This window comes from Vibrio sp. 99K-1, assembly GCF_013114585.1.
GTDB lineage: Bacteria > Pseudomonadota > Gammaproteobacteria > Enterobacterales > Vibrionaceae > Vibrio > Vibrio chagasii_B.
Genome location: NZ_VTXF01000014.1, coordinates 68,566 through 81,461 on the forward strand (window position 1 = coordinate 68,566; position 12,896 = coordinate 81,461).

Annotated in this window: 15 protein-coding genes; 10 read left to right on the forward strand and 5 right to left on the reverse strand. The window is 45.3% G+C overall.

Features of this window, described 5'->3' with window-relative positions; all coding sequences use genetic code 11:
* Window positions 1–37 precede the first annotated feature (37 nt).
* From cytR to rraA, 6 genes are all read left to right on the forward strand, one after another.
* A complete protein-coding gene (gene cytR / locus F0228_RS12615) occupies window positions 38–1,042 on the forward strand; it encodes a DNA-binding transcriptional regulator CytR (protein ID WP_008219665.1) in 1,005 nt (334 codons plus the stop codon).
* A gap of 122 nt (window positions 1,043–1,164) precedes the next feature.
* Complete coding sequence (gene ftsN / locus F0228_RS12620; RefSeq protein ID WP_032498450.1) at window positions 1,165–1,704, forward strand: cell division protein FtsN; 540 nt, start codon at window positions 1,165–1,167, stop codon at window positions 1,702–1,704.
* A 201-nt stretch (window positions 1,705–1,905) separates the two neighbouring features.
* Window positions 1,906–2,454 (forward strand): ATP-dependent protease subunit HslV, encoded by a 549-nt coding sequence (hslV, locus tag F0228_RS12625; protein WP_004737138.1) that lies wholly within the window; start codon window positions 1,906–1,908, stop codon window positions 2,452–2,454.
* A gap of 55 nt (window positions 2,455–2,509) precedes the next feature.
* Complete coding sequence (hslU, locus tag F0228_RS12630; protein WP_061033610.1) at window positions 2,510–3,850, forward strand: HslU--HslV peptidase ATPase subunit; 1,341 nt, start codon at window positions 2,510–2,512, stop codon at window positions 3,848–3,850.
* Window positions 3,851–4,039: 189 nt separating this feature from the next.
* A complete protein-coding gene (locus F0228_RS12635; protein WP_061033609.1) occupies window positions 4,040–4,957 on the forward strand; it encodes a 1,4-dihydroxy-2-naphthoate polyprenyltransferase in 918 nt (305 codons plus the stop codon).
* 73 nt (window positions 4,958–5,030) lie between these two features.
* Complete coding sequence (gene rraA, locus F0228_RS12640; RefSeq protein WP_171731007.1) at window positions 5,031–5,549, forward strand: ribonuclease E activity regulator RraA; 519 nt, start codon at window positions 5,031–5,033, stop codon at window positions 5,547–5,549.
* A gap of 95 nt (window positions 5,550–5,644) precedes the next feature.
* Here rraA and zapB read toward each other — a convergent pair whose 3' ends face one another.
* Window positions 5,645–5,887, reverse strand: a complete 243-nt coding sequence (gene zapB, locus F0228_RS12645) for a cell division protein ZapB (RefSeq protein ID WP_008219652.1) — start codon at window positions 5,885–5,887, stop codon at window positions 5,645–5,647.
* A 324-nt stretch (window positions 5,888–6,211) separates the two neighbouring features.
* Here zapB and glpX point away from each other — a divergent pair, with 324 nt between their 5' ends.
* The 3 genes from glpX (at window position 6,212) to F0228_RS12660 (ending at window position 8,490) form a co-directional block, all read left to right on the forward strand.
* Entirely contained in the window at window positions 6,212–7,219 is a 1,008-nt protein-coding gene (gene glpX, locus F0228_RS12650; RefSeq protein ID WP_102424375.1) for a class II fructose-bisphosphatase, read from the forward strand.
* A gap of 179 nt (window positions 7,220–7,398) precedes the next feature.
* Window positions 7,399–8,025, forward strand: coding sequence for a metalloregulator ArsR/SmtB family transcription factor (locus F0228_RS12655; protein ID WP_171731006.1), 627 nt, complete (start codon window positions 7,399–7,401; stop codon window positions 8,023–8,025).
* A 117-nt stretch (window positions 8,026–8,142) separates the two neighbouring features.
* Window positions 8,143–8,490, forward strand: coding sequence for a DUF3135 domain-containing protein (locus F0228_RS12660; protein ID WP_061033607.1), 348 nt, complete (start codon window positions 8,143–8,145; stop codon window positions 8,488–8,490).
* A 65-nt stretch (window positions 8,491–8,555) separates the two neighbouring features.
* Here the strand turns inward: F0228_RS12660 and F0228_RS12665 are convergent, their stop codons facing one another.
* Complete coding sequence (locus F0228_RS12665; RefSeq protein ID WP_008219645.1) at window positions 8,556–8,978, reverse strand: DUF805 domain-containing protein; 423 nt, start codon at window positions 8,976–8,978, stop codon at window positions 8,556–8,558.
* A gap of 64 nt (window positions 8,979–9,042) precedes the next feature.
* Window positions 9,043–9,390, reverse strand: a complete 348-nt coding sequence (locus F0228_RS12670) for a 5-carboxymethyl-2-hydroxymuconate isomerase (protein WP_008219643.1) — start codon at window positions 9,388–9,390, stop codon at window positions 9,043–9,045.
* A gap of 235 nt (window positions 9,391–9,625) precedes the next feature.
* Here F0228_RS12670 and tpiA point away from each other — a divergent pair, with 235 nt between their 5' ends.
* Complete coding sequence (tpiA, locus tag F0228_RS12675; RefSeq protein WP_008219641.1) at window positions 9,626–10,396, forward strand: triose-phosphate isomerase; 771 nt, start codon at window positions 9,626–9,628, stop codon at window positions 10,394–10,396.
* A gap of 149 nt (window positions 10,397–10,545) precedes the next feature.
* Here tpiA and pfkA read toward each other — a convergent pair whose 3' ends face one another.
* On the reverse strand, window positions 10,546–11,508 hold the full coding sequence (gene pfkA, locus F0228_RS12680; RefSeq protein WP_008219637.1) for a 6-phosphofructokinase: 963 nt from the start codon (window positions 11,506–11,508) through the stop codon (window positions 10,546–10,548).
* Window positions 11,509–11,824: 316 nt separating this feature from the next.
* On the reverse strand, window positions 11,825–12,733 hold the full coding sequence (gene fieF, locus F0228_RS12685; RefSeq protein WP_061033605.1) for a CDF family cation-efflux transporter FieF: 909 nt from the start codon (window positions 12,731–12,733) through the stop codon (window positions 11,825–11,827).
* Window positions 12,734–12,896 lie beyond the last annotated feature (163 nt).

A 12,896-nucleotide genomic window follows, 5' to 3' on the forward strand; every position in this document is an offset into this window, starting at 1 on the left:
CTTAGGCAACAAAGGAACTTAAAAGAGGGTTTAATTTATGGCGACAATGAAGGATGTTGCCCAGCTAGCAGGCGTCTCAACGGCTACCGTATCACGAGCTTTGATGAATCCTGAGAAAGTCTCAGTTTCGACTCGCAAACGAGTGGAAACAGCCGTACTTGAAGCTGGATACTCACCTAATACATTAGCTAGAAATTTACGTCGCAACGAATCAAAAACCATCATTACTATCGTTCCTGATATCTGTGACCCGTATTTCGCGGAAATCATTCGTGGTATCGAAGATGCTGCTGTCGAAAATGATTACCTTGTTCTACTGGGTGACAGCGGTCAACAGAAGAAACGTGAGTCTTCGTTTGTTAATCTCGTCTTCACCAAACAAGCGGACGGCATGCTACTACTAGGCACCGACCACCCATTCGATGTCAGTAAGTCTGAACAAAAGAACCTGCCTCCTATGGTAATGGCATGTGAGTTCGCTCCAGAACTTGAACTGCCTACTGTACACATCGATAACCTGACTTCTGCATTCGAAGCCGTGAACTACCTTGCTCAATTGGGTCATAAGCGTATCGCTCAAATCTCCGGCCCAATGTCAGCAACCCTATGTAAGTTCCGTCAGCAAGGTTACCAACAAGCGCTGCGCCGTGCGGGCGTGTCAATGAACCCAGCCTACAGCACCGTCGGTGATTTTACGTTTGAAGCGGGAGCTCAAGCGGTTCGTCAACTGTTAGCGCTACCAGAGCAGCCAACCGCTATCTTCTGCCATAACGATGCAATGGCCATTGGTGCGATTCAAGAAGCGAAAAAACTCGGCTTACGAGTGCCTCAAGATCTATCCGTTGTTGGCTTTGATGATATCCAATTCGCTCAGTACTGCGATCCACCGCTAACCACCATTTCTCAACCTCGTTATGAGATTGGACGCCAAGCGATGTTGATGATGCTAGACCTACTAAAAGGCAACGATGTGCAAGCAGGTTCGCGTCTGCTAGAAGCCAGCTTAGTGGTTCGAGGCAGTACTGCACCACCTCGAATGTAAGTCTTCGAAATACCCATATAAATCTGCGGCACATTTTGATGTGCCGCTTCCATTTCTACACTATTATCCTCGCGCAATCTGGATTACCATGAGAGCAGAATTACCAACTACTGAATTGTCTTGTGGCTAATAGAGATTATGTGAAGCGTGGTCGTGGCACGAAAAAACCGACCAAAAAACAAGCCCCTCGCCGTAAACCATGGCGTAGTGGTCTTTTGGCGATCCTCCTTGTTGGCGGGTTTGGTTATGGACTTTACCTATTGAGTAATGATCCTGAGCCACCAGCACCGGCTCCAGTAGTGAGTAAACCAACACCGAAGCCAAAACCAGCCAAAGTGATTCCACCACCTCCAGAAGAGAAATGGGACTACGTTGAAACACTGCCAAGTCGCGAAATCGAAGTCAAAGCCAAAGAGCAAGAGATCTCTAAGATCCCTTACATCATGCAATGTGGCGCTTACAAAACGTCAGCACAGGCAGAAGCACGTAAGTTGGATATCGCCTTCCAAGGTATCTCGAGTGAAATCCGTAAGAAAGATGGCAGCAGCTGGTACCGCGTGGTACTAGGACCATACAAACTTAAGCGTGATGCAGAGCGAGACCGCCACAAGCTGCAGCGTGCTAAAATTGAGCCTTGCGCTATCTGGAAAGACACCGAATAATTCCAGTAAAGCAGTCGCAAAAAAGACAAATAACGAAAGCCTCCCATTGTGGAGGCTTTCTTTTATTCATCGCTTTTTCTATCTTCTTTCAAACTTACACCGATAAGTTGCACGACATCACTCGCGCTTCCTTGAATTATCCGAGCACCATCCTCATATACTTTTTATACCCAAAGATAAGAACATTAAGAGGCCCTACTCGTGACTACCATAGTATCTGTACGTCGTAATAATAAAGTCGTCATCGCGGGTGATGGACAAGTATCTCTAGGCAACACGGTAATGAAGGGCAATGCCCGTAAAGTGCGTCGCCTATACAATGATAAAGTACTGGCTGGTTTTGCTGGCGGTACCGCTGATGCTTTCACGCTATTCGAAAAATTTGAAAGCAAGCTGCAAATGCACCAAGGCCATCTGACCAAAGCTGCCGTTGAGCTAGCGAAGGATTGGCGTAGTGACCGTGCTCTACGTAAATTAGAAGCACTACTCGCGGTAGCTGACGAAACCGCTTCACTGATCATCACAGGTAACGGTGATGTTGTTCAACCAGAGAACGACCTAATCGCTATCGGTTCAGGCGGTAACTTCGCTCAAGCAGCGGCTACTGCACTATTAGAAAATACTGATTTAGATGCACGTGAAATCGCAGAAAAGTCGCTGAATATTGCTGGCGATATCTGTGTGTTCACCAACCATCACCACACTGTTGAAGAGCTAGAAAGCACTGTTGAACTGCCAAAGCCAGAATAACAAACGCTTCTACCCAAACTTGTATCAACAGTGATTAAAGAATTAAGGAAAAACCATGTCTGAGATGACTCCTCGCGAAATTGTTCACGAACTCAATCGCCACATTATCGGTCAAGACAACGCTAAGCGTTCAGTTGCTATCGCACTGCGTAACCGCTGGCGTCGTATGCAGCTTGAAGAGAGCCTGCGTGTTGAAGTATCACCAAAAAACATTCTAATGATCGGCCCTACGGGTGTTGGTAAAACAGAGATTGCTCGCCGCCTAGCGAAGCTAGCAAATGCACCGTTCATCAAAGTAGAAGCGACTAAGTTCACCGAAGTTGGCTACGTAGGTAAAGAAGTTGAGACCATCATCCGCGACCTAACGGACGTTGCGATCAAAATGACGCACCAGCAAGCGATGAAGAAAGTGCAGTTCCGCGCTGAAGAGCAAGCGGAAGAGCGCATTCTTGATGCCCTACTACCACCAGCTCGTGATGCTTGGGGTCAGAATGAGCAATCAAGCGAAGACACAACCTCTTCAAACACTCGCCAAATTTTCCGTAAAAAATTGCGCGAAGGTAAGCTAGACGACAAAGAGATCGAAGTCGATGTAGCAGCACCACAAATGGGCGTTGAAATCATGTCACCTCCAGGCATGGAAGAGATGACGAACCAGCTACAGGGCATGTTCCAAAACCTAGCTGGCGACACCAAGAAAAAGCGTAAGATGAAAATCAAAGACGCATTCAAAGCCCTAACTGAAGAAGAAGCCGCTAAGCTTGTGAACCAGGAAGAGCTGAAAGAGAACGCGATCTTCAACGCTGAAAACAACGGTATCGTATTCATCGATGAGATCGACAAAATCTGTAAGCGTGGCGACAGCTCAGGCCCAGACGTATCTCGTGAAGGCGTTCAACGTGACCTACTGCCTCTTATCGAGGGCAGCACAGTATCAACTAAGCACGGTATGGTGAAAACGGACCACATCCTATTCATCACATCAGGTGCATTCCAAGTGGCTAAGCCATCGGACTTAATCCCTGAACTACAAGGTCGTCTACCAATTCGTGTAGAACTTGAAGCGCTTTCAGCGAATGACTTCAAACGCATCCTAACTGAGCCAAAAGCGTCTCTGACAGAGCAATACATTGCCCTAATGAAGACAGAAGATGTGAACATTGAGTTTACTGAAGACGGCATCAACCAGATCGCTGATGCAGCATGGCGCGTAAACGAAACCACTGAGAACATCGGTGCACGTCGTCTACACACTGTGATGGAACGCCTGATGGATGAGATTTCATTCGATGCAACAGACAAAGCAGGCAGCACGCTCGTGATCGACCAAGCTTACGTAAACTCGAAGCTGGGTGAATTCGTTGAAGACGAAGACCTAAGCCGCTTCATCCTGTAGCACACGAAACTCCAACTTATTGCTCTATCTCAAAGAAATAGCAGCTAATAAGCGAATTCAAGGCCCACTTTCGAGTGGGCTTTTTATTACCTGAAAAATGGGCGTATACTCAAATCACCGCATGAAACCAATACTTACAATATAGGCGCCCTGCTAATCAAGGTGTCCTTACAACGAAATAGACTTACGATGAAACAATCTCTAATGATTTGGCTTGATGCCGCACGACCAAAAACTCTGCCTCTCGCACTCGTCTCTATTCTTACAGGAAGTAGTTTAGCGTTCGCCAACGATCAGTTCTCTTTATCGATCGCTCTGTTGGCCTTTTTAACCGCCACCCTATTACAGATTTTGTCGAACTTGGCGAATGACTACGGTGACGCAGTAAAAGGCACAGACAATGAAAACCGCTTAGGCCCAATGCGCGCCATGCAATCCGGTGCAGTAACCGCCAAAACCATGAAGCAGGCGATCATCCTCAACATCGTGTTTACTGTGATTGCTGGTCTGATTCTGATTTTTCATGCCTTAACCTCGATTGAAAGCATTCTTTCTTTCATTGCGTTAGGTGTATTGGCCATTGTTGCCGCTATCGCTTACACCGTGGGTAATAAGCCTTATGGCTATATCGGCCTTGGCGACTTATCGGTATTTATCTTCTTTGGCTTATTAGGCGTTTCAGGTACTTACTTCCTACACACTGGCCATGTGGAACCAAGCCTCTTCCTTCCTGCGTTAGGCTGTGGATTGATGGCGGTTGCAGTACTTAATATCAACAACATGCGTGATATTGAAAACGACAGTGAATGTGGCAAACGCACAATGGCGGTTCGCCTTGGACAACGCAAAGCCAAACATTACCACTTTGCGCTACTTGGGTTAGCACTGGTCTCTTTTGCTATCTACCTACTGATTCAAGAGAAACCGGTCTGGATCAGCCTGCCATTTTTGTTGAGCATTGTGATTGTCTACAAGCATGGCAAGGCCGTTTGGGAAACCGAAAAACCAGCTCAAATAGCACCTATGATGCCTGTGATTGTGAAATGCTCGCTGGTTACTAACCTATTGTTTGCAGGGGTTGTCGTAGCTCAAACTCTATTGAGTTAATTAAGACTAATCATTGCAAAGGGGTCAAGCACCGATATACTCAAAGTAAGCTCATTGTTCAAAAGGTATACTAATGGAATACAACACTTCAGCACTGTGCGACATATATTTGGATCAAGTTGATGTCGTGGAGCCAATGTTCAGCAACTTTGGTGGACGTGCCTCTTTCGCAGGACAAATCACGACATTAAAGTGCTTTGAAGACAACGCTCTGATCCGCTCGGTATTAGAGCAAGATGGTCTAGGGCGTGTGTTGTTAATCGATGGCGGCGGCTCACTGCGTAAAGCGCTGATCGATGCTGAAATGGCCCTACTTGCCGAAGACAATGAGTGGGAAGGTATTGTGGTGTATGGCTGCGTTCGCGAAGTCGATGAGCTGGAAGACATGAACCTAGGCATTCAAGCACTGGCTTCTATTCCTGTTGGAGCAAGCCAAGATGGTGTCGGTGAGCTAGACGTACCTGTTAATTTTGGTAGCGTGACCTTCTTACCGGAAGATTACCTCTACGCCGATAACACGGGCATTATTCTTTCAGCCGAACCTTTGGATGTTGAACTTGATCTCGATGCTGATGAAGAAGAGATCGAGTAGTTCTAGCTCTTCATAAATCACCCACATTAACCACGAACACAAACAAAAACGCCCGCTACTGAGTAGCGGGCGTTTTTTTAAATCTGAAGAGTGAATTACTCTACTTCATCCATTTTACCAAGAAGGTTACGGATGCGATCTTGCCATGCAGAGTGCTCTTCTTGCATCTGCTGAGTTTTTTGCTCTAACTCGTGACGGCTTGCTTTAAGCTCACCAGCTTCAGTTGCTAGTGCTTGTTTCTCTTCTTTAAGCTCTTCCACTTCCATTTGAAGAAGTGCAATCGTATCTACTGCTGTTTGAATTTTTGCTTCTAGTTGCTCTAGTACTTCAAAAGACATTCTGGCCTACCTTTAAGTTATCCATTTGATGGTGAAGGTTCACTCCACTTATTTCCCCATTCTACTCAGCAGAGCAAGGATAAACACTCAATATATTCGATATTTTGCGCCATTCGATGAAAAAAACAGCGCTTTTTACCGAATATTGACGTTAATTCTTACAGTCACACTCGCAAACCAATTATTTTGATGAATATTAGTGGTTTTTCACTGCTCATTGATCAAAAGCAATCTCCAAAAAGCAAAAAGGCAAACGTTTCCTTTTGGATATGGTAAAATCCGCCGCGAAATTTCTATTCCCCCTTTGAAAATTTTGGAGTCCGCATGAAACGCGATTTAGCAATGTCATTCTCTCGTGTCACAGAAGGTGCAGCACTGGCTGGTTACAAGTGGCTTGGCCGTGGCGACAAAAACGCTGCAGATGGCGCTGCTGTAGAAGTCATGCGTAGCCTACTAAACAAAACCGAAATCAGCGGTGAAATTGTTATTGGTGAAGGCGAAATCGATGATGCACCTATGCTATATATCGGTGAAAACGTAGGTGTAGGCGGCGACGCTGTCGACATCGCAGTTGACCCAATTGAAGGGACACGCATGACAGCAATGGGCCAATCAAATGCATTAGCAGTATTGGCTGCAGGCGAAAAAGGCAGCTTCCTAAAAGCGCCTGATATGTACATGGAAAAATTAGTAGTTGGTCCTGGTGCTAAAGGCGCTATCGACTTAGCTCTACCGTTAAAAGAAAACCTAGTAAACATTGCTAAGGCTCTGGGTAAAACACTCGACACGCTAGTAGTCACCACACTGGCTAAGCCACGTCACGACCAAGTGATTGCAGAGATGCAAGCGATGGGCGTTCGTGTATTCGCAGTGCCAGACGGTGATGTAGCAGCATCAATCCTAACCTGTATGCCAGACAGCGAAGTCGACGTAATGTACTGCATCGGCGGCGCACCTGAAGGTGTAGTTTCTGCCGCAGTAATTCGCGCGCTGGACGGTGACATGCATGGTCGTCTACTGCCTCGTCACGAAGTGAAAGGCGATACAGAAGAGAACCGTAAACACGGTGAACTTGAGTTAGAGCGTTGTGCTGAAATGGGCGTAACCGCTGGTATCGTATTGAAGATGGAAGACATGGCGCGCAGCGACAACGTTGTATTCTCAGCAACGGGCATCACTAAGGGTGACCTGCTAGAAGGCATTTCTCGTCAAGGCAATATCGCTACAACAGAAACGCTACTTATCCGTGGCCGATGCCGTACGATTCGCCGCATCAAATCAATCCACTACCTAGAGCGTAAAGACCCAGAAGTGGTTGGTCACATCCTGTAATCCTCATATCGAGTGAAACAGAATATTCAAAGGCTGATACCAAGTATCAGCCTTTTGCTTTATTGCCCTGTAAGGTTCTCACCATTGCGATTGATAGGTCAGTAACTGTCAAAATAGTAAATGGTTTGCTTTATAAACACCTTGCCTCATAATAGTAAGGTTCATGAGGTAGGGATAGTATGAAAACAAGCGACAAAATCTTACAGACCATTAAGCGTCAAGGCGCGGTAACGGCCAAACAGCTGTCAGAAGAGTTTGGCATGACGACAATGGGTGCAAGGCAACATCTGCAAAGCCTGGAAGATGATGGCATTCTCGCGTTTCATGATGTCAAAGTGAAAGTCGGTCGTCCGACTCGTCACTGGTCTCTTACTCAGCACGGCCATAGTCAGTTTTCAGACCGTCATGGTGAACTTACGATTCAAGTCATTGATGCCGTAGAGAATCTATTCGGAAAAGAAGGCTTAGCTAAAGTCGCTGCCGAGCGTGAACAACACACCTTAAAACAGTATCAATCTGCCCTGTCTGATTGTGAAAATCTAATCAGTAAGCTGGAAAAGCTCACCCAACTTCGTGAAGAAGAGGGCTACATGGCAGAACTGAAAGAACACGACGATCACTACATCTTGATTGAAAACCACTGCCCTATTTGTAAGGCTGCGACTCGTTGCCCGAGCTTGTGTCAATCTGAGCTCAACGTGTTCACCGAGCTACTAAAAGATGAGTGCTACGTCAGCCGAACTGAGCATATTATTGCTGGCGAACGACGCTGTACCTACACCCTAGTACCTGTCGCCACTGCTTAACGCTAAGTGATTGATCTTGTCTCAATATTGAGAAATCAAAAGATAGAACAAAATTTATACAGAAATCTTTCTTAAGCTTAAAGCATATGAAACATGCTTAATGCTAAGGAAGGAATGATGGCACATCCACAACCAGAGCAGAAACTACCTCCTTTTGATGAACTGGTTCAACTTGCTCAAAACGATCCCAAAGCATTCAACCAATTCAAACACGATATGTGTGAACAGATGATCTGCTCCGCTTCTGAAAGTATGCAAGGCAGACTTCGAGCTCAGCAAAGCCATCTCGATTTAGTCGTCAGCCGTTGTAAAAATCCTCACCACGTCAATGTCGTGTTGATGCAAGAGCTGCGCTGCCAGGTTTGCAAGTTCCAAGACGCGCTCCAAGGGCGCTGTACCTTAGAAGAGCCTCAGCCTGAAAATGTGGTTCCATTCAGACCTAACACTGAACCCAAAATGTACTAGATCAGACAGCTCCAGAAAGCAAAAAGGGAGCCTAATGCTCCCTTTATATTAACTGCTGAAAACTCTTATACTGGATCTTCACCGTAATCGTTGCGGCCTTCTGTGCCTTTCAACAAACCACATTCAATCAAAATCCATAAACCACACACTAATGCTGCAACCGTTGCCACCATGTGCATTGGTGATACCGAGTCCGCCGATGTTGCAGCGACAGGCGAAGCTAAACGCCCTAATACTAGCGGTACATTCAGTAGTAACCAGTAGTTAGACTTGTTACGGTCATGCCAACGCTTAGCGGTCACCGCTAAGTCTGGGATTACGAGTAGCAACAAGAAGATTGGCAGTAAAATATAGGAGTAGGCAGGAAACAGTACCGAAATCCCAGACGCAAAACCCGTGATCGCGACATAGTAGAAAATGTTCCACATCCAGTAAGTCTTGCGACCAATTCTCCCTTTGAAAGAGAGCAGTAAATCTTTCATCGACATCTAAAAATACTCAAAAAATTAATACACTACCAAAAAGTTAGCAGTAAATACTTTATTACACGAATCAGTTAATCACTTTCTGAAAACAACTTTTGTCCATATCTCGAATATTAACCGTTAGGCTTCGAACATGGCTCGCCTGTTCTTGTAAGATTTGCATTAACGAACGTGACAATTCCCGTTTCTGTTCTTCGGTACGCCCAGAAAGTAATTCAAAGCTGATATGAATAAAGTCCACACTGTCCTCTTCATCACCCACTAGCCAGTTATGACAACGTAGAGAGCGTGATTTCACAGACGGAATATCAAACAAGCCACAGTTTAATGTAACTTGATGAAGATCTTCTAGTAAACCTTGGATATTCACTCGCTCGTCCACTGAATTTGAGTACTCTAGAACTAGATTTGGCATTATTACTTCCTATTGTTAACGCAAACGTTTGTCCCTTAATACCAACTAACGATGAAAAATCCGAGAAGTTAGCTATTATTCTGTCTGTCGGATCACTGATATAAGAGCGTTATCTACTCTGACCAATCGATAAGATCCCATAAAGACATGACCACAATCATGATCTAACGCGTTTTATCTGTTATATTCTTACGAAGATTTTTTACATTAATTGATTAAATACGGAGATATTCCTATGCGTCGTCCTGTAGTGATGGGTAACTGGAAACTTAACGGTAGCAAAGCAATGGTAACTGAGCTGCTAACTGGTCTTAACGCTGAACTTGAAGGCGTTGAAGGTGTAGACGTAGCAGTAGCTCCACCAGCACTTTACATCGATCTAGCTGAGCGTCTAATCGCTGAAGGCGGTAACAAAATCATCCTAGGTGCTCAAAACACTGACCTAAACAACAGCGGTGCTTTCACTGGCGACATGTCTCCAGAAATGCTGAAAGACTTCGGTGCAACTCACATCATCATCGGTCACTCTGAGCGTCGTGAATACCACAACGAATCAGACGAGTTCGTAGCTAAGAAATTCAAATTCCTACAAGAGAACGGCCTGAAGCCAGTTTTCTGTATCGGTGAATCTGACGAGCAAAACGAAGCAGGCGAAACTGAAGCAGTATGTGCACGTCAAATCAACGCAGTTATCGACGCTTACGGTGTTGAAGCTCTAAACGGCGCAATCATCGCTTACGAACCAATCTGGGCTATCGGTACTGGTAAAGCAGCAACAGCTGAAGATGCACAACGCATCCACGCTTCTATCCGTGCAATGATCGCTGAAAAAGACGCAGCGGTAGCTGAGCAAGTAATCATCCAATACGGTGGTTCTGTTAAGCCTGAAAACGCTGAAGCTTACTTCGCACAACCAGACATCGATGGTGCTCTAGTTGGCGGCGCAGCTCTAAACGCAGCTGGTTTCGCAGCTATCGCTAAAGCAGCAGCTAAAGCAAAAGCTTAATTTAGACATCACGGTTTAAATTGAATGAAAGGTCAACTTAGGTTGGCCTTTTTTATTGTCTGTCATTTCTCAAGCCCAATAAGCAGGCATAAAAAAACCGCTGATAAATCAGCGGTTTTTAAATTCTTTAAGCTTACGCTAGGCGTTGCTTAGAATAACTCTTCTGCTACGCGGAACAGCTCAGAACGGTCTGGGTTCTGCATGTTCTCGATACAGTCGATGATGTCGTGGTGAACAAGCTCTTCTTTCTCGATACCAACACAACGACCACCGTGGCCTTCTTGTAGAAGATGAACAGCGTAGTTACCCATGCGAGAAGCAAGGACACGGTCAAACGCAGTAGGACGACCACCACGTTGGATGTGACCAAGAACCGTTGCACGAGTTTCACGACCCGTTGCAGCTTCGATCTCTTTCGCCAGTTCGTTCGCGTCCATCATTAGCTCAGTTAGAGCGATGATTGCGTGCTTCTTGCCTTTAGCAATGCCATCTTGGATGTTGCCGATTAGCTGCTCTTTATCTAGGCCAGTCTCTGGAGTGATGATGTACTCACAGCCACCTGCGATTGCTGACATAAGCGTAAGGTCACCACAGTGACGGCCCATGATTTCAACAATAGAAATACGTTGGTGAGAAGAAGACGTGTCACGTAGACGGTCGATTGAATCGATAACAGTGTTAAGCGCTGTTAGGTAACCGATTGTGTAGTCAGTACCTGCGATATCGTTATCAATTGTGCCTGGAAGACCGATACATGGGTAACCCATTTCAGTCAGCTTCTTAGCACCCATGTAAGAACCGTCACCACCGATAACAACAAGTGCTTCGATACCGTGCTCTTTAAGGTTCTCGATGCCTTTCTCACGAACAGCAACGTCTTTGAATTCAGGGAAACGTGCAGAACCTAAGAAAGTACCACCACGGTTGATCACATCAGATACGCTTGAACGGTCAAGCTTCTCGATACGGTTTTCAACAAGGCCTTGGTAGCCATCGTAAATACCGTAAACTTCAATGCCAACTGATAACGCGGTACGAACTACGCCGCGAACTGCTGCGTTCATGCCCGGAGCGTCACCACCACTGGTCAAAACACCGATCTTCTTAATCATGCTCACCCTCGATTTTTGGGAATCTATTATTCAATTCTTATTCTTGCTGATTGTATATCAACAAGATTTTAAATCTATATTTGTGCGTTATGTTACATTTCCTCAACAGGAATAGCACTTAAATCGCGAAAAATTATGTAACATTTCTACTTCTGTAAGAGTATTACAGTTTTACTCAGTAACTTTGTTGATTCACATCAGAATCAACATTAATTGTTACTAAGGTGGTTTTTGAATCACCAAAGCGTTCGCAATTTCTACTCACTCTAGTTCAAAAGCCATCCACTTACCATTTGCTGCCTAGTTTTCGTGCTCATTACCACGAATGAAACTTTTGTTGTTTCTCTGGCCCAAACACCACCGAATACGGATCTTGATGAATTAATACATCAGCATCAGGGAACACAGAGATAAGCTTAGCCTCTACTTCATCAGAAATGCGATGCGCTTCAATAAGTGGCATCTCATCTTCAAGTTCTAAGTGCAATTGAATGAAGCGAATTGGCCCCGAACGACGCGTTCGTAATTGATGTACACCCAACACGCCTTCGATGCTCAACGATGCCTCTTTAATCTGTTTTAGCTCTTCATCCGGTAGCTTATGATCAAGCAGAGATTGAATCGCTTCCATCGCCATTTGATAAGCACTGTAAAGAATGTAGATACCGATACCCACCGCGAATACAGAGTCCGCTTGGCCAATGCCAAACCAGCTCAATGCTAGGGCCAGCATGATGGCCGCGTTCATGTAAAGGTCAGATTGATAGTGTAGTGAATCAGCGGCAATCGCCTGGCTGCCTGTTTTCTTGACCACGTGTTTTTGGAATCGAACTAGGCCAAACGTCATCACTATCGCAAACAAGCTGACGTAAATACCGATTTCCGGCGAGTTGAGCTCATGAGGTCTAAAGAAACGCTCGACACCATTAAGAATGAGGAAACAAGCCGAGCCTGAGATAAACATCGCTTGTGCTAATGCAGCGAGTGATTCTGCCTTACCATGACCAAAGGTATGTTCTTTGTCGGCAGGCTGAAGAGAATAGCGAACAACCAATAAGTTAACGACCGAAGCGGCGATATCCAACATTGAATCGACTACGGAAGCCAACAGACTCACCGAACCTGTCACCCACCAAGCTGCGACTTTTACTATCAACAAAATAGTGGCGATGGTGGTCGCTGCCCAAGCGGCCAGCGTAACTAAACGTGCGTATTCTTGTTTCATAACTTGGCTATAAAGTGACTAATAGCACAAAGTATAACCTGCAAATAATCAATTGAATATGACAGCCATGATGTAAGACATTCATTTTAAGAGATCAAAAAAAGCGGCACACGGCCGCTTTTTTCTAAATACTTTCATTCAAAGCTGCTTAATCAAGCTCGAA